Raw genomic sequence first — 23,108 nt, forward strand, 5'->3', positions numbered from 1 at the left:
GACCAGAGCGCGAAGGCCGCCACCCGATCGGGTGGCGGCCTTCGTCGTTGTGGCTGGGTCGGTCAGCGGGCAGCGCGCTCCTGCACCTCGCGCAGGAAGGTCTCCATCGCCGCGGCCTCGAGGCCGGGCGTGAAGCCCGCCTCGACGGCGCGCCGGCCGGCCGCACCCATGGCACGGCGGCGGTCCGGGTCCTGCGCGAGGTCGACCAGCGCGTCGGCGAGCAGGTCGGCCCGCCCGGCGTTGACCACGTGGCCCATGGCCCCGTCCTCGACCAGCTCGGCCACGCCGGCGATGCGGGTGGTGACGACCGGCAGCTCGGTGGCGAGCGCCTCCATCAGGACGACGGGCAGGCCCTCCTGGAAGGACGGCAGCACGAACACGTCGGCCCAGTGGTACCAGTCCAGGATGTCGTCCTGGCCGACCGGCCCGAGCAGGGTGACCGACGAGGCCAGCTGGTCGGCCTCGATCTGGTGGGTCAGGGTGGCCGCGAGCTCGCCGGCGCCGATGAACCGCACGTCGACCGCGACGCCGCGCGCCTGCAGTTCGCGAACCGCGTCGAGCAGCACCGGGCCGCCCTTCTCGGGCACCAGCCGACCCACGTAGAGCACCCGCAGCGGCTCGCCGTCACGCCCGGCGCGCTGGTCGGCCGGGGGCACGAAGCGGTCGGTGTCGACGGTCATGTGGACGATCGACATCTTGGGCCACTCGACCGGGTCGACCAAGCGCATCAGCTGGCTGCGGCAGAAGTCGGAGATGGCGGAGATGCCGTCGGCAGATCGGACCTTCGCGGCCAGGTCGACCTTCTCGACCCGCTCGAACTCGGTGGGGCCGTGCATGGTCATCGACCAGGCCCACCCGGCGTCCGGTCCGTCCAGCAGCCGCCCGAGGGCGACGGTCAGCCGCGCGACATCGGCCGAGACGTTGGCGAAGTGCACGTGGACGTGCCGCAGCCCCCGCTGCTCCATGTAGTGGTGCAGCACGACGGCCTCGGCGAAGTAGAAGCCCTGCCACAGCCGCGACCGGGCGGTCAGCTCGCCGCTGCGCAGCGCCTGGGCGAGGACCTTGGCGTAGGCGCGCGGCTCGCGCGCCGCCAGGGCGCGGTGCGCGGCGAGGATCTCCGCCCGCGGCGCGTCCTTGATCGGCGTCGTGGTGGCGGCGTCGGCGCGCATGGCGGCCGAGCGCAGTTCGCTCTCGGGGCAGGTGCTGATGGTGAACGTGTCCACCTCGACCCCGCGCTCACGCAGCGCGTGCACCTCGCGCTCGATGAAGGTGTGCGACAGCTTGGGGTACTGGCTGACCAGGTAGGCCACCCGCAGCGGCCCGCTCGGGGCGGTGCCGTCGACGTCGCTCGGGGCAAGGGCGGGACTCGTCATGGCTGGTAGCGGCTTCCTCTGGGGGACTGGTCGGGCAGGTCGGGGCTGGTCCGAGACTGGTGGGGCTGGTGGGGGAGAAGCCTCACCGCGTGGAGGCGTCCCGCTCCCAGGTGGTGGTGTCGGCGCGGCGCGCCTTGAGCCGCGCGGCGACCGTCACGCCGAGGTAGGCGATCGCCGCGGGCACCAGCGTGGGTCGACGGCGCACGAGCCCACCGAGCGCGGACACCGTAGACCCCGTGCTCGCCGTGAAGTCGTGGGCGTCGGAGCCGGGGAGCTCACCGGCGGCGGCCACCCGGGCTACCTCGGCGTTGCCCTTGGCGATGCGGACCCGGACCTTGAGCAGGTCGGCCGCCGTGCGGGGCGCCTGCACGGCGAAGGTGCCGGGCACGATGATCCGCTCGCTCTGCTCGAACAGGCGCTGGATGAACAGGTCGTCGGCGTTGAGGTCGGGGAAGCGGTCGAACCGGGCGCGACCCGCCTGCGACAGGCCGTAGATGCCGAGCCCGACGAGGCCCTCCTTGACGTAGGGCAGCTCGCGGAAGCAGGCGTAGTAGGCGCGCACGACAGGGTCGCTGTCGGACGTCACGAAGCGCACGTGCGGGGACGCGGCGCGTGGGGCGTCGGTCGACAAGGCGTCCACGAGCTGGTCGAGGGCGCCGGGGTCGAGGACGATGTCGGCGTCGAGGAACAGCCGGGGGAAGGCCGTGGCGGCTGCGTCGCCCTCGTTGAGGGCGTTGGCCTTGCCCGGGGTGGCGAGGTCGAGGACGACCAGACCGGGCAGCCGGTCGGCGTAGGAGCGGGCGACCTCCACGGTGCGGTCGGAGCACCCGTTGGCGGCCACGACGACCTGCAACGGGCGCTCGGTGGAGGAGGCCAACGACTCGAGGCAACGGCCGATGACCCGCTCCTCGTCGTGCGCCGGGATGACGACGGAGGCCGCGAACTCGGTCGGGTCAGACATTGGTGCGCCCCATCTCGTGGTCCGCGCGCTGCAGTCGGCTGGCGTAGAGCCGAGCCGCCGGCTGGAAGCGAAGCGCCTTGGCCTTCAACGCGATTCGCCGGTTGCTCGGGTTCAACCGGGCAGCGAGCGCGAAGTGCTCGGCGGCGGCCGACGCGTCACCGGCGCGCAGCGCGGCGTCGCCGGCGTTGAGCGCCTGCTGGGTGGAGCCGCAGGCGAGCCGCAGCTGCAGATAGCTGCGCTCGTCGTCGGTGAGCGTGTCGCCGAAGCCGTCGAGCACGTGCTGGAGCACCAGCTGCTCACCGGAGTACATCCGCTCGTGCTGGGTGGACAGCGACCCCGACGTGCGCCGGTAGAGCGCGTGCGGCTTCTTCTGGAAGCTCACCCGCCAGCCGCTGTAGATCGCCCGCGCCCAGAAGTCGTAGTCCTCGCAGACGCGCATCGACTCGTCGTAGCCGCCGAGCTCGACCCACATGGCCTTCGGGAACAGGCTGAACACGGCGACGAAGTTGAACTCGAGGATCTGCGCGCGCTGCTGGTCGTCGGCCGGGTAGCCACTCGGCAGCACGGTGCGCCCGGGCGTGATGCCGGCGGAGGTCATCAGGTAGCCGTCGGAGGTGACGAACCGGCGCCCGCTGCCGTCTGCCGCGAGGACAGCCATGGCGTCGGCGACCATCGGCGGCAGCGCCAGGTCGTCGGCGTCCAGCGTGAGGATGTAGTCGCCCGTGGCCGCGGCGATCGCGGCGTTGCGGGCCGCCGGCAGCCCGCGGTTGGGCTGGGTGACGACTCGGACCAGGTCGCCGTAGGCCGCCGCGATGGCGGCGGTGCGGTCGGTCGCACCGTCGTCGGTGACGACGACCTCGATGTTGGGGTAGGTCTGGGTGAGCGCGGAGCTGATCGCCGCACCCAGGTAGCTCTCGGCCTGGTAGGCCGGGATGATGATGCTGACCAGGGGCTCAGCGGTGGGGGACTGAGCGGTGGGGGACTCAGCCTTGGGGGACTCAGCGGTCACGACTTCTCCGTTGCCTTCCAGGTGCGGTAGAGGAACAGCGGGTTGCCGAGCACGTAGCGCCGCCACATCCGGCGCGGCTCCTTCAGCAGCCGCCACACCCACTCCAGGCCGACCTCGCGCAGGAACAGCGGTGCGCGCGGGATGGTGCCAGAGGTGATGTCGAACAACGCGCCGACGCCGAAGCGCACCGGCACGGTCAGCTGGTCGTGGTGTGCGGTGAGCCAGGCCTCCTGCTGCGGGACGCCCATCGCGACGAGCAGGACGTCGGCGCCGCTGGCGTTGATCCGCTCGATCACCTGGTCGGTCTCGGCCTCGGTGAAGTAGCCGTGCTGGGTCCCGGCGATCTTCAGGCCCGGGTGGTCGGCCACCATGATCTCGGCGCTCGCCTGAGCGATCCCGGGCCGGGCGCCGAGCAGGAACAGCGACAGCCCCTCCTTCGCCGCGCGGGCGCACAGCAGCGGGAACAGGTCGGTGCCGTTGACGTTCTCACGGACGGCGTGCCCGTGCCGGGTGGCGGCGATGCGCACGCCCACGCCGTCGGGCCACACCCGCGCCATGTCGTTGAGCGCCGAGCGGTAGGCCTCGTCCTCGCACGCGATGTTGAGGCACCCCGGGTTGACGAAGGCCGCCAGCCAGCGTCCCTCGCCGGCATAGCGCCGCGGGTCCGGCCGGTCGCGCACGGCCGGGTCCAGCGCGTGCTCGACGATGAAGTCGATGGCCTGCGACATGGTGTCGTTGTCGATCCGCACCCCGAGCAGGCTGAACGCGCGCGGGGCGTCGAGCCCGCCGCCGGTGTGGCCGCCGGTCACGAGGTAGGTGATCCCGGCCTTGGCCGCCAGCTTGGCGGCCGCCCGCAGCGAGCGGTCCTCGTCGATGGGGTCGACGACGTGCGTGATGCCGAGGTCCTGACGGGCGCGCTCCTGGGAGAACAGCCCGGCCTGGTTCGTCGACGGACGGGTCGACGGGCGGTCGGTAGAGCCGTCGGCGACCGTCGTCTGGTCAGGCGCCGGCGAGATGACGGCGGCCGGGCGCGGCTGCGGCTCGGGTCCGACGAATCGCATGTCGCCGGCGGCCACCGACAGCAGCTGCGCGAACTGGCCGCCCGGGGCGTCCCCGCTGAACGTGCGCAGCGTGAACGGCCGGCCGTCGGGCCCGACGACCTCGCCGTGCTCGAACACCCGACCGGTGCGCGCCAGCCCGTAGACGGCGCGGGGCACCCACACCGGCGAGAGCACGACGAGGAGTGCGGAAGCGACCTGCTTGTCCAGGATCTTTGCCCTTCTGTGTTGTCCCGGCTGCCGCCCACTGGCCCCCCAGCAGTCGGCCGGTCACTGAGTGTGACAAGCCACGGGTTCAGGGAGATCTTACCGGGAGGTCCCCCCGCGGCAGGGGGATCTGCGGATACGATCGAAGGCGACCACCTACCTGACGTGTGCCCAGTGACGTGCCCGTCCACCCACCGAATCTTCACCACGACCGGGAGCCTGACGCCACGTGACACCTTCATCCACGACCCCGCCCCCGGGACCCGACCTCCAGGGCCCGGCCGCGGAGCAGGAGGAGGGCGAGACCTTCTTCGAGGGGGATCCCGTGGACGGCATGCCGTCCGCCGGGGGGCGCCTGCGCACCCTGCTCACCGGAGCCAGCTGGCAGTCGCTCGCTCAGCTCGCGCCGCTGGTGATCAACCTGGTCCTGACGCCCTACATCATGCACGGGCTGGGCCTGCCGATCTACGCCATCTTCATCCTGGTGTCGACGGTGCAGTACTTCCTCGCCGCGATCGACGGCGGCATCGGCCCGAGCGCGCACCGCTACTTCACGCTCTACGCCGGGCGGGACGACAAGGTCGCGACGACGCGGCTGCTCACCTCGCTGGCCACGCTGATCGCCGCGTCGGCGACCGTGCTGTTCGTCGTCGCCTGGCTGCTCGCCCCGGCGATCGTCGACTTCTTCGGTGAGGTCACCGACGCCGACCCGAGCGGCGCCATCTTCCTGCTGCGCGCCCTGGTCGTCATCGTGGCCGTCGGTCAGCTGCGCGGGCTGTTCGCCTTCGTGCTCTACGCCCAGCAGCGCTTCGCGTTCACGAGCCTGACCATGCTCCTCGGCCACGCGGTCTACACCGTGGGGTTGATCTGGACCATCGAGGGTGGCCACGGCCTGCGCGGGGTCGCCTACACCCTGCTCGTGCAGCAGGCGGTGGCGACCGTGCTGCTGCTCGTCGCGCCGCTCAAGCACCTCACCCGCTCCGGCGTGCGGTTCGTCGACAAGGCGACCTTCGCCGACTTCTTCCGATACGCGTGGAAGGTCCAGTTCTCCAGCCTGCTCGAGCTGACCGCGGTCTACGGCGACACCTTGATCGTCGGCCGGCTACGGCCGATGGACACGGCCTACTTCGGTCCCGGTGCGACCTTCGCGCAGCAGCTGCGGATGATGCCGATGAACGCCTTCACGCCGATCCAGTCGCTGCTCGGCCGCGAGGTCGGGGCGCGCGGCGAGGCCGGCGCCCTGCCGGAGTTCGAGCGGGTACAGCGGCTGTGGGTCAAGGCCGTCACCGGCTGGGTGGCCATCGGCGCACCGGCGGCCTACTTCGGCGTCCAGGCGTGGCTCAACATGGGTCGCCCGCTGCCCGGCACGGTCACCGCGGCGCTCCTCGTGGCCGGCCTGTTCCAGCTGCTCGCGGTCGTCCTGGTGATCTGGTGCCTCGTGCTCGGTCGCTCCGACCTGGAGCTGCGCTACGGCATCGCCGGGCTGGTCCTGAACCTCACCCTCACCATCGCGCTCATCATCCCGTTCGGTGTCGTCGGCTCGGTCGTCGCCACGGCCATCGCCGCGTTCCTCGCCACCTGCTACCTGTGCTGGGTGGTGCGCCGCGAGCTCGAGCTCACCGTGCGCCTGCCGCTGCAGGACGTCCCGGTGCTGCCGGCGCTCGTCGCCGCGGCCGTCTCGGCCGTCGGCGTGTGGGGCGCGAACCATCTGGTCGGCCCAGTCGTTCCTCATGGGGCGCTCGGTCTGGTGACCTGCGCCCTCGGGGCCCTCCCCGCCGTCGTCGCGTACGCCCTCCTCACCTTCGGTCCCGCCGAGATCCGCCGCGTGATCGCCCGGGTCCGAGGAGGCTGAGCGGCTCACCGGCCCGGTGCGCCCCACACCACGACATTCGTAGACCCGTCCCCGACCCCCGCAGAAGGACCCATGACCGACGTGACCCGCACCGGATCGGTGAGCGAGGCGCTCGCCGAGGCCCGTGCGCTGCTTCGTGCCGACTTCCCCCGCAACCCGTTCCCGATCCAGCGGGTCACCTTGACCATCTGGCGGCTGGGGCAGTGCCTCAACGGCCGGCCCGGTCTCGCGGCCTTCGCGGCCCGCCGGGTCGTCCAGGTCGCTGACGTCATCTGGACCCGCGGCATCATCGGCGCCGAGCTGCCCACCCAGGTGGTGGCCGGCCCGGGTCTGCAGCTGGCGCACGGTGGCCGCGGGGTGATCCTGCACTACTACACGACCCGCATCGGGGACCGCGCCTCCATCTATCACCAGGTGACCATCGGCGTCCGCGACGACCGGTCGGCTGCCACCCTCGGGGATGGGGTGTTCATCGGCGCCGGCGCCAAGATCCTCGGTCCGATCCACGTCGCCGACGGCACCCGGGTCGGGGCCAACGCGGTGCTCACCAAGGACACCGAGGGGCACTGCACCTACACCGGCGTCCCGGCCGTGCGGGTAGGGGAGCCACGGGTGATCGAGCACTGACCCGTTCCACTCACCACGCACCAGCACCCACCGATCGATCAGCACCTGGGGGACAGCGCACATGACCGATCAGCACCAGCCGCACGACCAGCAGCACGACGACCAGCACGACCCCGCACCTACCACGGTCAAGCCGCCGCCCTGGTTCCCCTGGGTCGCCGGCCTGGCGATCGTGGGTCTCGTGGGAGCGAGCGCGTACGCCTGCACCCGGGACGACGATCTGGGGGGCACGGCCGGCCCGACCTCCACCGCCGGCCCGTCGCCGAGCGCGAGCAGCGCGAGCAGCGCAACCCCAGGCGCCTCCGGGCCGCTCGACCAGGGCACCGCCCCGAGCCGGTTGTGGAACCCGCAGACCAACGTGTTCACGCTCGACGTGAGCAAGGCGCCGGTGCACCAGAACTCGCCGGGCTTCATCAAGAACCTGCAGGGCCAGATCACGCCCAACTACGGCGGGATGGTGGCGCTGAACGCCTACCACTACAACCCGAGCTACTACGTCGTCGACGCGAGCACCCCGAAGGTCAACATCGCGTTCTACGACTGCCAGAACAAGAAGTACACGCCGGACGGCCTGTTCAACGGACCCAAGTACTTCCAGAACGTCCCGATCCCCGAGAACGCCATCCCGGCCACCGGGACCGACTCGACCCTGTCGATCTACTCCCCGGACACCGACCAGGTGTGGGAGCTGTGGGTGCTGCGCAAGCAGAAGGCCAACCCCAAGCAGTGGGAGGCGTGCTGGGGCGGCCGGATCGATCAGGCGTCCAAGAGCGCCGGGCAGTTCCAGATGCCGTTCGGCGCGAGCGCGTCGGGGCTGGCGACGATCGGCTCGATGATCACGCTGAGCGAGGCCCAGGCCGGCAAGATCGAGCACGCCATGGCGCTGAACCTCATCGCCCCGGGCGACTGGCAGCGGGTGTGGTACCCCGCCAACCGCTCGGACGGCAACGACCGCAGCCCCAACGCGATCCCCGAGGGGGCGCGACTGCGCCTGGACCCATCGGTCAACGTCGACACGCTGAAGCTGACGCCGCTCGGCAAGGCCGTCGCGCGGGCCGCCCAGAAGTACGGCTTCATCGTGGTCGACACCGCCGGCGCCGTCGCGGTCATCGCCGAGAGCGGCACCCGCGTGCAGAAGGAGACCGGCAGCGACCCGTGGAAGCCGATCCTGGGCGCGGTGCCCAACTACAAGCAGCTCGAAGGCTTCCCGTGGGACAAGCTCCAGGTGCTCCAGCAGGACTACGGCAAGCCGTAGCCGCACGGTGCCCTGCGGGCTAGGAGCGAACGCCGATCTGGCGGGCGGGCGAGCCGCCGTAGATCGTGCCGGGCGGCACCTCGCCACGCACGACCGAGTTGGCCGCGATGATCGCGCCGTCGCCGATGCGGGCGCCGGGCAGGATGGTGGCGCCCGCGCCGACCCACACGTCGTCGCCGATCACGACGCCGTCGCCGGACCAGTCCTGGGAGACGATGGTGCGTCCGGGCGCGGTGCCGTGGTTGCTGCCGACGATGGTGATGTGCTGGGAGATCAGGCAGTCGCGCCCGATGGTGATGGGCGCCCCGGCGGTGCGGATGTTGTTGAACTCGCCGATGTAGGTGCGCTCGCCGACGGTGAGACGGCCACCGGTCAGCCCGCCGCCGTCTCCCACCCAGATGACCGTGGGGCCGATGACCGAGACCTGGTCGGCCAGGTGGCAGCGGCTCACGTCACCGCCGAACTGCACGCGGGTGATGCGGGCGCCGGGGTTGGCCCGGCGCAGCCGCTCGGTGGCGAGCACGGAGTCCCGCACCCAGCGAGCGACGTCACCGAGGGCCATCAGATCTCTCCTTCGTCAGAGCCGACCACCGCGGCCGCAGTTGTCGGCTCGGGCACGCCGGCGGCGATCTCGTCGGCGCGCGGCAGCACCATGAGCTGGCGACCGACGATGCCGCCGATGAGCCAGAACAGGTTGTTGGGCAGGGGATAGGGGTTGGGGCTCGACATCGAGGGGAAGAACCAGTAGCAGGTCGCCGCGATGAGCATGAGCCACCAGACGAACCGCTCGCTCGAGCGGGCCGGCCGGTTGACGACCAGGAACAGCGCCGGCCCGAGGGCGACGCAGAGGATCCACATCAGCGCGCCCGGCAGACCGGTCTCGGCGGCCCGGGACAAGAAGGTGTTGTGGATCTCGATGTTGATGTTCGTCACCGGGTAGGTGTCCGCCTGGCGGATCCAGTTGGCGCCGATGTCGAGGTAGCGCCCCCAGCCGATCCCGAAGATGGGGGACTCGGCGACGATCCGCAGGCCGGCCGCGTTGGTGTTCTGCCGGTCGTAGAGCGAGCTCTCCATCGTGAACCGCTCGATGAGCGGGTTGGCGATGGGCGGGACGGCCAGCAGGATGAACGCGACCACGCCGACGAACGACGCGATCAGCGCCGGCAGCCGCCGACGGATCTCCGGCACGAGGTAGCCGATCACCAGGAGGGCGACGATGGTGGCGAGCCACACCGAGCGGGTGAGGCAGAGGATCGTGCCGAGCGCCGACAGCACGATGCCGACGAGCGCGACCCGGCGCCAGCCACCGCGCAGCTTGGTGTAGAGGATCGAGGACGCGAACAGCGCGAGCCCCATGGTCATCCCGTTGGGCTCCGCGGACGCGAACGGTCCACGCGCCCGCCCGAAGAGGATGCCGATGTTGGGGTCCATGATGTAGCTCGGCCAGACCAGCGCGTGCGGCCCGATGATCTCGAAGATCGCGGTCAGCCCGAGGTAGATCCCGATGAGGCAGAGCGTCTTCAGCAGCATCACCCGACGCCTGCTGGTCGAGAAGATCAGCGGCCCCAGGCAGAACATCAGGAACGGGACGATGATCCGGTCGAGCAGCGCGTAGGCCTTCGCCGTCTCCAGCAGCACCCCGTGGCTGAGCGCGGAGCAGGCCGTCCAGACCACCAGCACCGCCATGATCACGTAGACCGGCTTGAACCGGAGGCGCTCGACGCGCGGGTCGAGCAGCAGCAGTCCCACGGCACCGGCGAACAGGATGCGGTCGGGGCCGATGGGGAAGCCAAGGTAGTTGCTGTAGCCCGAGAACATGTTGAACACGAGCGAGCCGAGGAACAGCCAGACGTAGGCGGGCACCCCGTTGGCGTCGTCGGCCTCCCGGCTCGGGAGACCGACGACCCGAGTCGACGAGTCGGTCGCGGCGGTCACCGGCGCGAGGTGGCCTGCGAGCGCGGGGTGGTCTCGACGCCGGCCGTGCCGTCGGTGCGCTCAACGACGCCGTCGGTCCGCTCGGTGCGCACAGTGCTGTCGGTGCGCTCGACCCGCTCGACGCGGGTGGCGCGCCGGTTCTCGCGGCGGGCGGCGCGGGCGGCGAGCAGCAGCGCCAGGCCGAGACCGAGGACCAAGCCGATCAGGGCCAGGGTCTGCTCGCGCGAGGACTTGTCGGACGCCGTCACTTCGGCCTTCTTGACGAGGGTCAGGTCAGCGGCCGTCGAGCTGTTGGCGACCATGTTCTGGTACTTCTGCGACAGCGCTTCCTTCTGGACCGCGAGGCTCGCGAGCTTGACCTGGGCGTCCTCGTAGGTCTTGCGGGCCTCCGCGAGGGCGGTCGCCGAGCTGCCGGTGCCGGAGAGCTTGCCGACGCGGTCGGCGGCGGCGTTGCTGGCCGTCTGGGCCGCGGCCCACTGGGCGGCGATCTTGTTGTAGTCGGCGAGCGCGGTCTGCGGGCTGCCCTCGGCCTGGCTGCCGTTGACCTGCTTGACCAGGTCCTCAGCCGTCTTCTGCGCGGCGGCGACGGCCTGGTCCTGGTCCTTGGACGTGGCCTCGATGCGCACGACCGAGGAGTCCGGGATCTCCGAGGCGGCCATGGTCACGCCCTCCGGGACCTCGGTCTGGCCCGCCACGCCGGAGTCGTTGACGTAGCGGGCGTAGTTCGACGCGAGCGAGGCCGCAGCGACCGGGAAGCCGGCGATCGCACCGGAGGACAGGTCGCCCTTGCCCACGGCCACCCGCGACTCGGCGGTGTAGGTGGTGGGGAGCATGGCGGCGACGAGGAACCCGATGATGGCGCCGATGATCGGCAGGACGGCGGCGAGCCACCACCGCTGACGCAGGGCGTTCAGCGGCGTGGCTGGGGTGGTGACAGTGGACACGGTTCTCCTTGATGGTCACCCCACGGACGGGGTGTCTGCTGGTGCGGTCCTCGTCGTCGAGGCTGACTTCTCGTTCCAGGGTACGGCGCGGCGCTGAACGTGCGGGCGCTACAGCCGACCCACGAAGGCCTTGCGGCGCGCGGCGGCGATGCCCTGGCCCACGCGCTGGGGAACGCACGAGAGGGCGAGGACCCGGGCCGCCTCGGCGGTCGGGTGGGCGAGCAGGCTGGCCCGGGCGTTCGCGCGAGCCTCGCCGTGGCGCCCCTCGAGGAGGTACTCACGGGCGATCCGGCGGCGGTCCTGGCTCATCCGGGCGTGCAGGGCGGCGCTCGCCCCGGGGTCGGTGTGCCGGCCGTCGTCCAGCGCGTGCTGGGAGATGGCCAGGGCCGCCTCCAGGCTCGGGATGATGTTGCGGGTCGAGTCGTTGGCGCCGTGGATGCGGTAGCCCATCAGCCGCTCGGGGGAGTAGAACGCCTCGTGCCCGTCCGCGGCCGCGGACATGACCAGGTGGTAGTCGTAGGACGTGCCGGCGTGGTCCGGGATGGCGTCCCAGTCGATCGCGTCGCGGCGCAGGACGGCGGAGGCCAGGTGGACCGAGCCGAACGCCGCGGCCGGCGTGAACGACGGCAGGACGCCGGCGGGGATGCGGTCGCGCTTGGTGGCCCGGGTGAGCGCCTGGGTGGGCTCGATCATCAGCCGCCCCCGGGAGTCGATCAGGTCGTGGTCGCTGAACGCCACGGTGAGGCGCGGCCGGTCCGCGAAGGGCGCGGTGAGCGTCTGCAGGAACGCCGGGTAGAGCACGTCGTCGTCGTCGAGCTTGACCACGAGGTCCCCGGTGGCGCGCCGGAAGCCGTCGATGGCGTTGCCGACCATGCCGAGGTTCCTGGGCCGGGGGACGTAGGTCACCCGCGGGTCGTCGAACCGCTCGACCACGGCGGCGGTCTCCGGGTCGTTGCCGTTGTCGCACACCAGGACCTCGAGCTCGGCCGTGGGGTCGTCGAAGGTCTGCGCCACGACGCTGCCCAGCGAGTGCTGGAGCAGGTGTGGTCGCCGGTAGGTCGGCATGATGACAGAGATGCGCGGCACATGTCCCCCCGTACTGCTGGTGCTGCTGGTCGGTCGAGTGATCTCCCCGTGGATCCTTTCCAGGCTAGCGACCCGGACCCTCGTTCTGTGGCCCAACTGAGCCGATTCCCACTCATCCGGCGCGCTCTGCTCACGCAGTGGTCACCGTGGGTGACGGGTGAGTCCGGTCCGTGAGGAAAATCCCTCTTCTGGCGATCTGCACCGGTGTGACACCACCGTCGGCGTGATCCGTCGCAGCGGTCCATGCACGCTACGATGAGCGGTACCCCGACGTCCGATGGAGGAGACACCGTGGCATTGCAGGTCGAGCTCGTCGCCGCAGACCGTGTGGTCTGGGAGGGCGACGCCAAGAGCGTGTCGGCACGCACCACCGAGGGTGACGTGGGCATCCTGGCCGGTCACACCCCGCTGCTCGCGGCGCTCGTCGGCGGTCCGGTGACCATCGTGTCGGACTCCGGGCGCTCCAGCTACGACATCGACGGGGGCTTCCTCTCGGTCCACCACGACCGCGTGAAGATCGTCGCGGAGAACGTCGACGAGGACGCTGCCCCTCGGGCGGCCGCGCACTAGGTGATCAGATGGCGTTCGGGCTGCTCCTGGTCGAGTGGCTCGTGTGCGCCCTGCTGCTCCTCGTTGTCCTGCTCCTCGCTCTGACCTTCTGGCGCCGCCGCTACATCGCCGCTGGTGCCGCCATGATCGTCTGTGCCGAGCGCGTCCCGGGCCGCCGCTGGCACGTCCGGCTCGCGCGCTACGACGTCGACTCGGTCCTGCTCTACCCGCTGAGCGCGCTCAGCGTCCGGCCGTCGTGCGAGATCCCTCGCACGGCGGCCGTCACCACGCTCGGACCCCCCGTGGCGGGCGACATGCCCGCCCTGGTCGACGACCCGATCGTGCTGCGCAGCCAGCTGGGCGCCGAGGTCGTCGAGATCGCGCTCCCGCGCCCCGCCTACACCTCGATGCGCTCGTGGTTCGAGGCGGCGCCTCCGGGGATCGGGCACAGCGCCTGACCGACCCGCTCGCGGCGGGACCGACCAGCCGCAGAGCTACGGGATCGGGGCGTCGCGCAGCTCGCGGCCACCACCGGGCTGCCAGAGCACGTCGCCGCCCGCACCCAGGTTGGCGACCCGGGCGAGGATGAACAGCAGGTCGGAGAGCCGGTTGAGGTAGGTCGCGGCCAGCACGTTGACCCCGCCGGTGCCGCGCGGGCTGCCCTCGGGGGCCTCCTGGTCGCCGTAGGCCTCGATCGCGGCCCAGGTGGAGCGCTCCGCGCGCCGCACCACCGTGCACGCGTGGTGCAGGTAGGCCGCGCCCGGGGTGCCTCCGGGCAGGATGAACGACCGGAGCTTGTCCAGCTCGTCGTTGTAGCGATCGCAGTCGGCCTCGAGCTCGTCGACCCAGGCCGCCTTGACCCGCAGCGGGGGGTACTCGGGGTCGGGGGCGAGGGGGTTGCAGAGGTCCGCACCCACGTCGAACAGGTCGTTCTGCACGCGCGTCAGCGTCTCGACCACGTCGGTGCGCAGCCCCCCGCAGGTGATGGCGACGCCGAGCACCGCGTTGGCCTCGTTGGCATCGGCGTAGGCCGCCAGCCGGGGGTCGGTCTTGCGGGTCCGGCTGAAGTCGCCGAGCGCGGTCGTGCCCTGGTCGCCGGTCCGGGTGTAGATGCGCGTGAGGTTGACCATGGCGCCATCGTCCCACGCCCCGCTGCCGCGCCGGTGTGGCGAAAGTCCCCATCTCATGGCGTTCTTTGCTACAGAATGTAATGAAACGGCTACGCAATATCACGAAACCTCTGTCACAGACTGGGCCGAAGGGGCTACCCTGGCCGAACGGCAGAGGGAGGGAGGCCCGATGACGACTGGCTCGACGCTATCCCCGACCGGATCGGCGGGGGCTGCGACGGCTGCCGCTGCGCCGGCCGTCGTCGAGGAGCTCGTGCCGGGCCAGGAGGTCCTGGTCCGCGGCCGGCTGGACGTCCGCTCCGTCGCCGAGGTCCGCGACGCCCTCCACCGGGTCCTGCTCAGCGGTCGGGGCGACCTGCTCATCCACCTCGCCGAGGCCGAGGTCCACGACTCCAGCGGGCTCGCGGTCGTCGTGAGCGTCCACCGCCGAGCCGTGGCCCTCGAGCGTCGCCTCGTCGTCGTCGACGCCACCCCGCGCCTCGAGCGGCTCGTGCGCGGCTCACGGCTGCACCGGGTGCTCAACTGGCAGGCTCCCCGCGAGGACCTGCTCGCCGGCCGCCGGCGCCAGGGCCGGCCTGTGGTGACCGTCACGCCCTGACCACGGCCGTGCACGAGGGGCACCAGGGGCGGACCCGTTGTGGTGACCGTCACGGCGCGATGCCCTCCCCGTCGCCGTTACCGGCGGGTACGTTCGGCCCATGGGCGTCAACCACGACAAGGACCGACCGTGGGTGATGCGCACCTACGCGGGCCACTCCTCCGCGCAGGCCAGCAACGAGCTCTACCGGACGAATCTGGCCAAGGGCCAGACCGGGCTCTCGGTGGCCTTCGACCTCCCCACCCAGACGGGCTACGACCCGGACCACATCCTCGCGCGCGGTGAGGTGGGCAAGGTCGGGGTGCCGATCAGCCACCTCGGCGACATGACCGCGCTGTTCGACCAGATCCCGCTGGCGCAGATGAACACCTCGATGACCATCAACGCGCCGGCGATGTATCTGCTCGCGCTCTACCAGAGCGTCGCCGAGCAGCAGGCCGTCGCCGACGGCGTCGACCCGACCCAGGTGGTGCCGCTGCTCGCGGGGACGACGCAGAACGACATCATCAAGGAGTACCTCTCGCGCGGGACGCACATCTTCGGTCCCGAGCCGTCGCTGCGCCTGATCACCGACATGATCGCCTACACGGTCGAGGCGATGCCGCGGTGGAACCCGATCAACATCTGCAGCTATCACCTGCAGGAGGCGGGCGCGACGCCGGTGCAGGAGCTGGCGTTCGCGATGAGCACCGCCATCGCCGTGCTCGACGCGGTCGTCGCGGCGGGCCAGGTGCCGCAAGAGCGGATGGGCGAGGTCGTCGCGCGGATCTCGTTCTTCGTCAACGCGGGGGTGCGCTTCGTCGAGGAGATGTGCAAGATGCGCGCCTTCGTCGAGCTCTGGGACGAGGTCACCCGCGAGCGCTACGGCGTGCAGGACCCCAAGCACCGGCGGTTCCGCTACGGCGTGCAGGTCAACTCCCTCGGCCTGACCGAGGCGCAGCCCGAGAACAACGTCCAGCGCATCGTGCTGGAGATGCTCGCCGTCACGCTGTCCAAGGACGCCCGCGCCCGCGCCGTGCAGCTGCCGGCGTGGAACGAGGCACTCGGCCTGCCGCGGCCGTGGGACCAGCAGTGGTCGCTGCGGATCCAGCAGGTGCTCGCCTTCGAGTCCGACCTGCTGGAGTACGACGACCTGTTCGCGGGGTCGCACGTCGTCGAGGCCAAGGTCGCCGAGCTGGTGGCCGGTGCCCGGCAGGAGGTAGACCGGATCCTCGCCCTGGGCGGTGCCGTCGAGGCCGTGGAGTCCGGCTACCTCAAGTCCGCCCTGGTCTCCTCGCACGCCGCCCGCCGACGCCGGATCGAGTCGGGGGAGGACGTCGTGGTGGGCGTCAACCGCTTCACGACCACCGAGCCCAACCCGCTCACCGCCGACCTGGACCAGGCGATCCACAGCGTCGACCCCGACGTCGAGCGGCAGGCCGTCGAGGCGGTGCGCGCCTGGCGCGAGGCGCGCGACGCCGACCCGCAGCGCCGCGACGCCGCCTCGGCGGCGCTGGCCCGGCTGAAGGCCGACGCTGCGGGCTCCACCAACCTCGTCGAGGCGTCGCTGGAGTGCGCCCGCGCGGGCGTCACCGTGGGGGAGTGGACCGACGCCCTGCGCGAGGTGTTCGGCGAATATCGCGCTCACACAGGGGTGTTCGGCGCGTCCAGCGCCGGTGCGACGCCCGACCAGGAGCTCGCGGGTGGCCCGGCGGCGCCGTTCAGCTCCGAGCTCGCCGTGGTCCGCGACCGGGTGCGGCGCACCGGCGACGAGCTCGGTGGCCGGTTGCGCTTCCTCGTCGGCAAGCCCGGGCTGGATGGCCACTCCAACGGCGCCGAGCAGGTGGCGGTGCGCGCGCGCGACGCGGGCTTCGAGGTGATCTACCAGGGCATCCGGCTGACCCCGGGTGAGATCGTCGCCGCAGCGATCGCCGAGGACGTGCACGTGGTCGGCCTGTCGGTGCTGTCGGGGTCGCACCTGGCGCTGGTGCCGGAGGTCCTCGACGGGCTGCGGGCCGCGGGAGCCGGCGACGTGCCCGTGGTCCTCGGGGGCATCATCCCCGAGCGCGACGCGGCCGAGCTGAGGCGGCTCGGGGTCGCGGCGGTGTTCACCCCCAAGGACTTCGGCCTCAACGACATCATGGGCCAGGTCGTCGACATCGTGCGTGCCGCCAACGGCCTCCAGGCCCACCCGGCGTAGCTCTCGCACCCCGCTAGAGTGGCGAGCGTGAGCGATCTGCAGTGCGCCGCCACCCTCCACGTCGCGCGGCACGGGGACGCCGAGTACGACGTCCAGGGGATGATCACCGACGAGGGCGGGTGGCTGAGCGAGCTCGGGCGCGAGCAGGTGCGCGCCCTGGCCGAGCGGCTGGCCGCGGACCCCGCTGTGGCGGTGGGGGCGGTCTACTCCTCGACGCTGGAGCGGGCGGTCGAGTCGGGCGAGCTGGCGGCGTCCGTCCTCGGGCTCGAGAACACCGTGGTCGCCGGCCTGCAGGAGTACTCCGTCGGTGACCTGGTCGGGCGGCGCTACAGCGACCCCGACGTCGCGGTCGTCTTCGAGGCGTGGCTGGACGGCGACCTGGACGCGTCCTTCCCCGGTGCCGAGGACGGTCACCAGGTCCTGGCCCGGGTGCGCGCGGCGCTGGAGGAGATCGTCGACGCCAACCGTGGCCGGCACGTCCTCGTCTTCAGCCACGGCGGCGTGATGTCGCTCGTGCTCCCACGACTTGCCCAGAACGTGCGAGATGACTACGCGCGCAAGAACTTCCTGCCCAACGCGGTGCCCGCGGTCGTGCGGGCGGACGCTGACGGCTGGGTCGTCGACAGCTGGCCCGGCACCACCGACCCGAGGTCGGTGTGAGCGCCGGCCAGCTCCCGGTCGTCGTCGTGGGCGGTGGGATCGCGGGGGTCAGCTGCTGCGCCGAGCTCCGCGCGCAGGGGTAGGCCGGGCCAATCACGCTGATCGACGCCGGTGACCTGCTGCACGACCGACCGCCGTTGTCGAAGGAGCTGCTGCGCGGCGAGGTCGACGAGAGCGGGATCAGGCTGCACGACGAGGCGTGGTTCGCCGCCTCGGACATCGCTCTCCACCAAGGCATCTCGGTAGACCGTGCGGTCGGCTCCGCGCCCGACGACCTCGCGGTGGTCCTGGCCGACGGGCAGACCCTGCCGGCCGCCGCGGTGGTGCTGGCGACCGGTGGGCTGGCTCGGCGGCTGCCGGTGGTCGGCGGCGACCTCGCCGAGCTGCACCACCTGCGCACCGTCGAGACGCGCGGCGACTGCGGCAGGCTCTCGTGCCCGGCCGTCGGGTCTGCGTCGTCGGTGGCGGGCTCATCGGAGCCGAGATCGCCTCCACCGCAAGCGATCTCGGGGCGCAGGTCATCCTCGTCGAGCCGACGCTGCCGCTGGAGGCAGTGGTCGGACGGGACGTCGCGCGCTGGCTGCACGACCTGCACGTCGCGCACGGGGTGCGGGTCGTCGAGGCCGCGGTGGTCGAGATTCGCACGGCCGCAACGACGTCCACGCGGGACAGGTCCACGCGGGGCGGGTCGACGCCGGGCGGCTCGACGAGCCCGCGCCTCGAGGTGGTCACCAGCGACGGGCAGGTCCTCGCTGTCGACGACGTCGTCGTCGGCGTGGGCGGCATCCCGGACACCCGGGTCGCCGAGGCCAGCGGGCTCGAGGTCGTCCCCGGCAGCGGGGTGGTCGTCGACGGGGCCGGGCGCACGACGGGCGCCGGGGTCTACGCGATCGGCGACGTGGCGCTGCACGAGCACCCGCGGCTGGGCCGCACCCGCAGCGAGCACTGGGACGCCGCAACGCGATCCGCGGCCCGCGCGGCCGCGGCGATCGCGACCGGAGACGGGCCCGAGTCGGAGCGCGAGCAGGAGCACGAGCACGAGCACGAGCACGAGACGCCGTGGTTCTGGACCGACCGCTACGGCCACCACGTCGAGGTGACGGGTGACGCGGTGCACGGCGACCGGGTGGTCCGCGGCGTGGTGGGGGAGCCGCCGTTCGCGGTGCTGCGGCTGGTCGACGGGGCGCTCACCGGCGCGGTGACCGTGGACCTCGGTCCCACCGGTCGAGCCGTGCGTCGCCTGGTCGAGGCGGGCGCCTCGGTGGGCGCCGACCTGCTCGGCGACCCCGCGACCGACTTGCGCGCGCTGGCCCGCCGGCTGCCGCGCTGAGCGCGACTCGCTGGGCCGCGCTGAGCGCGACTCGCTGGGCCGCGCTGAGCGCGGCACTCCCTCTGAGGCGGCCTCAGAACAGTCTCAGAACAGCCGCGACTCGATGTCGTCGATGCCCCGCAAGGCGTCGTAGTCCAGTGTCACGCAACGGATCCCGCGGTCGGTCGCGAGGGTGCGGGCCTGCGGCTTGATCTCCTGCGCCGCGAAGATCCCGGTCACCGGTGCGAGGAGCGGGTCGCGGTTGAGCAGCTCCAGGTAGCGGGTCAGCTGCTCGACGCCGTCGATCTCGCCGCGGCGCTTGATCTCGACGGCGACGGTGGCACCGGAGGCGTCCTTGCAGAGGATGTCGACCGGACCGATGGCGGTCATGAACTCCCGGCGCACGAGCGTCCAGCCCTCGCCGAGGGTGTGGATGTGCTCGGCCAGCAGCTTCTGCAGATGGGCCTCGACGCCGTCCTTGACCAGGCCCGGGTCCACGCCGAGGTCGTGACTGTGCTCATGCAGCACCTCGTGCAGCTGCACCCGCAGCCGGTCGTCGGACTTGGCGTTCTGCACGATCCAGCAGGCGGTCGCGCCCGCCTCGGCCTCCTCGGGAGTGGGCTCGACCTCGACCAGGGTGCACGGCGGCGACATCCAGTTGAGCGGCTTGTAGGAACCGCCGTCGGAGTGCACCAGCACCGACCCGTCGTTCTTGACGACGAGCAGCCGGGTGGCGAGGGGCAGGTGGGCGGTGAGCCGGCCGAGGTAGTCGACGCTGCACCGGGCGATCACGAGACGCACGGTGCCCGAGCCTAGCCCACGGGGCCATCGTGACCACCGAGCCCGACTGTGACCGACGTCGCGTGGCGCCACCCTTGCCCGGGCTGCGTGGCCGAACCAGACTCGGGCGCATGCCGGACAACCAGCCCGCCAACAGCCAGCAGCACACCGACGACGGCACGCGCGCCGTCACGACCGTCGGGGTGGTCGGCCTCGGCATCATGGGGTCCGGCATCGTCGAGGTGTTCGCCCGGGCGGGTGTCCCCGTCGTTGCCGTAGAGTTGGACGCAGCGGCGCTGGAGCGTGGCCGCGAGCGCGTGGAGCGGTCTACGGCACGAGGGGTGGAGCGCGGCAAGCTGACGGCGCAGGAGAAGGCCGAGGTGGACGCGCAGGTGACCTTCGCGAGCGCGCTCGACGCCCTCGCCGACGTCGATCTGGTGATCGAGGCGATCCCCGAGATCATCGAGGCCAAGCAGCAGCTCTTCGGCGCGCTGGACGCGGTGGTGCGGCCGGACACCATCCTCGCGACCAACACCTCCAGCCTCTCGGTCACCGACATCGCGGTGTCCACGAAGGACCCGAGCCGGGTCGTCGGGATGCACTTCTTCAACCCGGCGACGGTGCAGCCGCTCGTCGAGGTCATCCGCACGGTCATCGTGGCCCCTGACGTGGTCGAGACCACCCGGGCGCTCGCCGAGCGGCTCGGCAAGACCCCGGTCATCGCGGGGGACCGCGCCGGCTTCATCGCCAACTCGCTGCTGCTCGGCTACCTCAACCACGCGATCTCGCTCTACGAGAGCCGGTACGCCACGCGCGAGGACCTCGACGCGGCCATGCGCCACGGCTGCGGCTACCCGCTCGGCCCGCTGGCGCTGGTCGACCTGATCGGCCTGGACACCTGCCTGCAGGTGCTCGACACGATGTATCGCCAGGACCGCGACAAGCTGCACGCCCCGACGCCCCTGCTCAAGCAGATGGTCACGGCGGGGATGCTCGGGCGCAAGACCGGCCGAGGGTTCTACACCTATGCGGGGCCGGGGTCCTCGCAGATCGTGCCGGACGCCCTCACACCGGCCGAGCCGGACCCGGCCGCCGGCCCCGCCCGCGCGGTCGAGCGCGTCGGGGTGGTCGGCACCGGCACGATGGCCACCGGCATCATCGAGGTCCTCGCCGGAGCCGGGCTGCCGGTCACCTTCGTCGGGCGGTCGAGCGAGAAGGTCGATGCGGTCGTCGCGGCCATCACCACCAGCCAGGACAAGGCGATCGCCCGCGGGAGGTCGACCGAGGAGGCCAAGGCGGCCGTGCTCGGGCGGCTCACGTCCGCCACCGACGTGGCTGCGCTCGGCGAGGTCGACCTGGTGGTCGAGGCGATCGCCGAGGACCTCGAGGTCAAGCTCGACCTCTTCCGGCGGCTGGACGCCGTGGCCAAGCCGGGGGCGATCCTCGCGACGACCACGTCCAGCCTGCCCGTGATCGAGTGCGCCGCCGCGACCTCCCGGCCGCAGGACGTCATCGGGATGCACTTCTTCAACCCGGCCCGCGCGATGAAGCTGGTCGAGGTCGTGCACTCGGTCGCGACCGACCCGGAGGTCACCGACACGGTGATCGCGCTCTGCCGACGTCTCGGCAAGGTGCCGGTGCGCTGCGCCGACCGGGCCGGCTTCATCGTCAACGCGTTGCTGTTCCCCTACCTCAACGACGCGGTCAAGATGCTCGAGGCCAACTACGCCTCCGCCGACGAGATCGACCTCGCGATGAAGAACGGCTGCGGCCTGCCCATGGGGCCGTTCGAGCTGCTCGACGTCGTCGGCCTGGACGTCTCGCACGCGATCGAGCGCCAGCTCTACCTGGAGTTCCGCGACCGCGGTTACGCCCCCGCTCCGCTGCTCGAGCAGATGGTCAAGGCGGGCTACCTCGGCCGCAAGACCGGCAAGGGCTTCCGCAGCTACGCCACCGCGTAGCCCGCGCAGGCACGCGGCACGTAACACCGCGCGACACGACACGACACGCCGCTACGGCGACTCTTGACCTCTCGCGACATACTCGGTATACCTCTACCTACCAGCAGAAATACTCGGTATGTCGCTCAGCAGAGGAGGCCCGATGGTCGTGCTCCAGCTCTCGGACGTCAGCCGCACCCATGGCTCCGGCGACACCGCCGTCCACGCCCTGCGCGGGGTAGACCTCGTGGTCCAGGCAGGTGAGCTGGTCGCCGTGATGGGTCCCTCCGGATCGGGCAAGTCCACCCTGCTCAACCTCTTCAACCTGATCTCCTCGCTCACCGCGGCCGAGAACGTCTCGCTGCCGCTCGAGCTCGACGGCATGCGCCCGCGCCAGGCCCGCAAGCACGCCCGGGCGGCGCTCGAGGAGGTCGGCATCCGCGAGCTGACCGACCGCTACCCCGACCAGATGTCCGGCGGGCAGCAGCAGCGGGTCGCCATCTGCCGCGCGCTCGTCGGTGACCGACGCCTGGTGCTCGCCGACGAGCCCACCGGCGCGCTCGACTCGGTGACCGGCGAGGCGATCCTGCAGGTCCTGCGCCACCGGTGCGACCAGGGCGCGGCCGGTCTGCTCGTGACCCACGAGGCCCGGCACGCAGCCTGGGCCGACCGGGTCGTCTTCCTGCGCGACGGCGTCGTGGTCGACACGACCGGGCCGGCCCCGAGCGCCGAGTCCCTGCTCGAGACGACTGGGGTCTGAGCGCCATGGCCACGACCATCGCCGAGGCGCCGACCGGCTCCAGCGCCTCCGACCGGCCCCGTGGCGGGTCCCGGCCGCCGACGTCGCGCTCGCGCCTCGCCGAGTGGCGAGCGGGCTGGCGCGTCGCGCTGCGGCTCGCCGTCCGCGACACGGCCGCCCACCGGGGGCGCAGCGCGCTCGTGCTGGTGATGATCGCCCTGCCGGTGCTGCTCATGGTCGCCGCCCTCACGGGCTACGCGACCAAGGACGTGCACGGCCAGGAGGCGATCCCGGGGCTGATGGGTCGCGCGGCCGGCGTGGTCGAGTCGGTCCAGGACCAGGCCTACGCGCCCAGCGCCACCGGCGAGATGACCTTCACCTGCTCCGCGAGCTCGACCAGCTGCGAGCCGCCGCCCGCCAAGCACCTCCCCGGGCTGCGCGGGTCGAACTCCGCCGCGCCGGCCGCCGACATGGGTGCCGCGGTCGGCCGGCTGCTCGACGCCCGCGTGCTGCCGTTCAGCACCGGCCCCAGCCGGGTGACCGTGGGCGACACGCGGCGCGGCTTCAACACCCTGGTCATCGACGGACGGGACCCGCTGGTCCGCGGCATGGCCGACCTGGTCTCCGACCGGTGGCCGACCACCCGCGACGAGGTGGTGGTCACCGAGTCCGGGATGTCTCGCGGGCTGCCGTCGAGCGGCACCCTGCAGGCCGGGGCCATCACCCACGGACCGGACGGCGCGCAGCAGAGCCACGCGACCTCCGTCACCATCGTCGGCGTCGCTGCTGCCCTGGTCGGGGAGGGCAGCAGCGCGCCGATCTCGTCCGCCTGCCGGACCCGGCGGCACCGATCTTCCAGTCCGGCCTGGTCGACCGGGCCACGCCGATCGACTGGGCCGAGGTCGCCCGGCTGAGCG

22 protein-coding genes and 1 pseudogene are annotated in these 23,108 nt (G+C 71.9%); 13 read left to right on the forward strand and 10 right to left on the reverse strand.

Translation table 11 applies throughout. The features are described from left to right. Positions 1–62 precede the first annotated feature (62 nt). From MM440_RS15595 to MM440_RS17445, 4 genes are all read right to left on the reverse strand, one after another. A complete protein-coding gene (locus tag MM440_RS15595; RefSeq protein WP_241445700.1) occupies positions 63–1,373 on the reverse strand; it encodes a glycosyltransferase family 4 protein in 1,311 nt (436 codons plus the stop codon). Between the two features lie 82 nt (positions 1,374–1,455). Then, the gene (locus MM440_RS15600; protein WP_241445702.1) at positions 1,456–2,334 is read right to left on the reverse strand and encodes a glycosyltransferase family 2 protein; all 879 of its coding nucleotides are present in this window, start codon (positions 2,332–2,334) and stop codon (positions 1,456–1,458) included. Continuing rightward, positions 2,327–3,343 (reverse strand): glycosyltransferase family 2 protein, encoded by a 1,017-nt coding sequence (locus MM440_RS15605; protein ID WP_241445704.1) that lies wholly within the window; start codon positions 3,341–3,343, stop codon positions 2,327–2,329. The genes MM440_RS15600 and MM440_RS15605 overlap by 8 nt, the downstream gene beginning before the upstream one ends. Then, positions 3,340–4,578 (reverse strand): WecB/TagA/CpsF family glycosyltransferase, encoded by a 1,239-nt coding sequence (locus tag MM440_RS17445; RefSeq protein WP_241445713.1) that lies wholly within the window; start codon positions 4,576–4,578, stop codon positions 3,340–3,342. Before MM440_RS17445 ends, MM440_RS15605 begins: the two co-directional genes overlap by 4 nt. A gap of 259 nt (positions 4,579–4,837) precedes the next feature. Between MM440_RS17445 and MM440_RS15615 the strand changes: the two genes are divergently transcribed. From MM440_RS15615 to MM440_RS15625, 3 genes are all read left to right on the forward strand, one after another. Further along, entirely contained in the window at positions 4,838–6,460 is a 1,623-nt protein-coding gene (locus MM440_RS15615; protein WP_241445715.1) for an MATE family efflux transporter, read from the forward strand. A gap of 72 nt (positions 6,461–6,532) precedes the next feature. Continuing rightward, on the forward strand, positions 6,533–7,087 hold the full coding sequence (locus MM440_RS15620; protein ID WP_241445737.1) for a serine O-acetyltransferase: 555 nt from the start codon (positions 6,533–6,535) through the stop codon (positions 7,085–7,087). 61 nt (positions 7,088–7,148) lie between these two features. Further along, positions 7,149–8,342: a hypothetical protein gene (locus MM440_RS15625; protein ID WP_241445739.1), complete on the forward strand. Its 1,194-nt coding sequence runs from the start codon at positions 7,149–7,151 to the stop codon at positions 8,340–8,342. A 19-nt stretch (positions 8,343–8,361) separates the two neighbouring features. Here MM440_RS15625 and MM440_RS15630 read toward each other — a convergent pair whose 3' ends face one another. The 4 genes from MM440_RS15630 to MM440_RS15645 all read right to left on the reverse strand — a co-directional run bounded on the left by MM440_RS15630 (position 8,362) and on the right by MM440_RS15645 (position 12,307). Beyond that, positions 8,362–8,904 (reverse strand): acyltransferase, encoded by a 543-nt coding sequence (locus tag MM440_RS15630; protein WP_241445741.1) that lies wholly within the window; start codon positions 8,902–8,904, stop codon positions 8,362–8,364. Further along, positions 8,904–10,277, reverse strand: coding sequence for an O-antigen ligase family protein (locus MM440_RS17450; protein WP_241445743.1), 1,374 nt, complete (start codon positions 10,275–10,277; stop codon positions 8,904–8,906). The genes MM440_RS15630 and MM440_RS17450 overlap by 1 nt, the downstream gene beginning before the upstream one ends. Continuing rightward, positions 10,274–11,221 (reverse strand): Wzz/FepE/Etk N-terminal domain-containing protein, encoded by a 948-nt coding sequence (locus MM440_RS15640; protein WP_241445746.1) that lies wholly within the window; start codon positions 11,219–11,221, stop codon positions 10,274–10,276. The genes MM440_RS17450 and MM440_RS15640 overlap by 4 nt, the downstream gene beginning before the upstream one ends. Positions 11,222–11,329: 108 nt before the next feature. Then, positions 11,330–12,307 carry a glycosyltransferase family 2 protein gene (locus MM440_RS15645; protein WP_284284575.1) on the reverse strand — a complete coding sequence of 326 codons (978 nt, stop codon included), beginning with the start codon at positions 12,305–12,307 and terminating at the stop codon, positions 11,330–11,332. A gap of 291 nt (positions 12,308–12,598) precedes the next feature. Here MM440_RS15645 and MM440_RS15650 point away from each other — a divergent pair, with 291 nt between their 5' ends. Next, positions 12,599–12,877 (forward strand): F0F1 ATP synthase subunit epsilon, encoded by a 279-nt coding sequence (locus MM440_RS15650; RefSeq protein WP_241445750.1) that lies wholly within the window; start codon positions 12,599–12,601, stop codon positions 12,875–12,877. Positions 12,878–12,885: 8 nt separating this feature from the next. Then, positions 12,886–13,314, forward strand: a complete 429-nt coding sequence (locus MM440_RS15655; RefSeq protein WP_241445759.1) for a DUF2550 family protein — start codon at positions 12,886–12,888, stop codon at positions 13,312–13,314. Positions 13,315–13,350: 36 nt separating this feature from the next. Here MM440_RS15655 and MM440_RS15660 read toward each other — a convergent pair whose 3' ends face one another. Beyond that, positions 13,351–13,986, reverse strand: coding sequence for a cob(I)yrinic acid a,c-diamide adenosyltransferase (locus tag MM440_RS15660; RefSeq protein WP_241445767.1), 636 nt, complete (start codon positions 13,984–13,986; stop codon positions 13,351–13,353). A 169-nt stretch (positions 13,987–14,155) separates the two neighbouring features. Here MM440_RS15660 and MM440_RS15665 point away from each other — a divergent pair, with 169 nt between their 5' ends. From MM440_RS15665 to MM440_RS17460, 5 genes and pseudogenes are all read left to right on the forward strand, one after another. Next, complete coding sequence (locus tag MM440_RS15665; RefSeq protein WP_241445769.1) at positions 14,156–14,584, forward strand: STAS domain-containing protein; 429 nt, start codon at positions 14,156–14,158, stop codon at positions 14,582–14,584. Positions 14,585–14,684: 100 nt separating this feature from the next. Then, complete coding sequence (locus tag MM440_RS15670; RefSeq protein WP_241445771.1) at positions 14,685–16,763, forward strand: protein meaA; 2,079 nt, start codon at positions 14,685–14,687, stop codon at positions 16,761–16,763. 27 nt (positions 16,764–16,790) lie between these two features. Next, positions 16,791–17,423 (forward strand): histidine phosphatase family protein, encoded by a 633-nt coding sequence (locus tag MM440_RS15675; RefSeq protein WP_241445773.1) that lies wholly within the window; start codon positions 16,791–16,793, stop codon positions 17,421–17,423. 137 nt (positions 17,424–17,560) lie between these two features. Then, a pseudogene (locus MM440_RS17455) lies at positions 17,561–18,333 on the forward strand (FAD-dependent oxidoreductase); the annotation flags it as partial. Further along, positions 18,322–18,753 carry an oxidoreductase C-terminal domain-containing protein gene (locus MM440_RS17460; RefSeq protein ID WP_338155667.1) on the forward strand — a complete coding sequence of 144 codons (432 nt, stop codon included), beginning with the start codon at positions 18,322–18,324 and terminating at the stop codon, positions 18,751–18,753. The pseudogene MM440_RS17455 and the gene MM440_RS17460, both read left to right, overlap by 12 nt. An 84-nt stretch (positions 18,754–18,837) precedes the next feature. Here MM440_RS17460 and nucS read toward each other — a convergent pair whose 3' ends face one another. Further along, the gene (nucS, locus tag MM440_RS15685) at positions 18,838–19,533 is read right to left on the reverse strand and encodes an endonuclease NucS (RefSeq protein ID WP_241445777.1); all 696 of its coding nucleotides are present in this window, start codon (positions 19,531–19,533) and stop codon (positions 18,838–18,840) included. Positions 19,534–19,643: 110 nt separating this feature from the next. On the opposite strand from nucS, the gene MM440_RS15690 reads away from it, so the two are divergent. The 3 genes from MM440_RS15690 to MM440_RS15700 all read left to right on the forward strand — a co-directional run bounded on the left by MM440_RS15690 (position 19,644) and on the right by MM440_RS15700 (position 23,105). Further along, on the forward strand, positions 19,644–21,473 hold the full coding sequence (locus tag MM440_RS15690; RefSeq protein ID WP_241445779.1) for a 3-hydroxyacyl-CoA dehydrogenase family protein: 1,830 nt from the start codon (positions 19,644–19,646) through the stop codon (positions 21,471–21,473). A gap of 142 nt (positions 21,474–21,615) precedes the next feature. Next, positions 21,616–22,212, forward strand: coding sequence for an ABC transporter ATP-binding protein (locus tag MM440_RS15695; protein WP_241445781.1), 597 nt, complete (start codon positions 21,616–21,618; stop codon positions 22,210–22,212). Between the two features lie 5 nt (positions 22,213–22,217). Continuing rightward, entirely contained in the window at positions 22,218–23,105 is an 888-nt protein-coding gene (locus MM440_RS15700) for a hypothetical protein (protein ID WP_241445783.1), read from the forward strand. Positions 23,106–23,108: the final 3 nt, after the last annotated feature.

This window comes from Arsenicicoccus piscis, assembly GCF_022568835.1.
GTDB lineage: Bacteria > Actinomycetota > Actinomycetes > Actinomycetales > Dermatophilaceae > Arsenicicoccus > Arsenicicoccus piscis.

What these genes read in the sequence shown, in the direction of transcription:
- MM440_RS15655 (WP_241445759.1), top strand. Translation starts at nt 12,886, where the DNA reads ATGGCGTTCGGGCTGCTCCTGGTCGAGTGGCTCGTGTGCGCCCTGCTG.
- MM440_RS15670 (WP_241445771.1), top strand. Translation starts at nt 14,685, where the DNA reads ATGGGCGTCAACCACGACAAGGACCGACCGTGGGTGATGCGCACCTAC.
- MM440_RS15690 (WP_241445779.1), top strand. Translation starts at nt 19,644, where the DNA reads ATGCCGGACAACCAGCCCGCCAACAGCCAGCAGCACACCGACGACGGC.
- MM440_RS15600 (WP_241445702.1), bottom strand. Translation starts at nt 2,334, where the DNA reads ATGTCTGACCCGACCGAGTTCGCGGCCTCCGTCGTCATCCCGGCGCAC.
- MM440_RS15630 (WP_241445741.1), bottom strand. Translation starts at nt 8,904, where the DNA reads ATGGCCCTCGGTGACGTCGCTCGCTGGGTGCGGGACTCCGTGCTCGCC.
- MM440_RS15700 (WP_241445783.1), top strand. Translation starts at nt 22,218, where the DNA reads ATGGCCACGACCATCGCCGAGGCGCCGACCGGCTCCAGCGCCTCCGAC.
- MM440_RS15620 (WP_241445737.1), top strand. Translation starts at nt 6,533, where the DNA reads ATGACCGACGTGACCCGCACCGGATCGGTGAGCGAGGCGCTCGCCGAG.
- MM440_RS15665 (WP_241445769.1), top strand. Translation starts at nt 14,156, where the DNA reads ATGACGACTGGCTCGACGCTATCCCCGACCGGATCGGCGGGGGCTGCG.
- MM440_RS15695 (WP_241445781.1), top strand. Translation starts at nt 21,616, where the DNA reads ATGGTCGTGCTCCAGCTCTCGGACGTCAGCCGCACCCATGGCTCCGGC.
- MM440_RS15660 (WP_241445767.1), bottom strand. Translation starts at nt 13,986, where the DNA reads ATGGTCAACCTCACGCGCATCTACACCCGGACCGGCGACCAGGGCACG.
- MM440_RS15595 (WP_241445700.1), bottom strand. Translation starts at nt 1,373, where the DNA reads ATGACGAGTCCCGCCCTTGCCCCGAGCGACGTCGACGGCACCGCCCCG.
- MM440_RS15625 (WP_241445739.1), top strand. Translation starts at nt 7,149, where the DNA reads ATGACCGATCAGCACCAGCCGCACGACCAGCAGCACGACGACCAGCAC.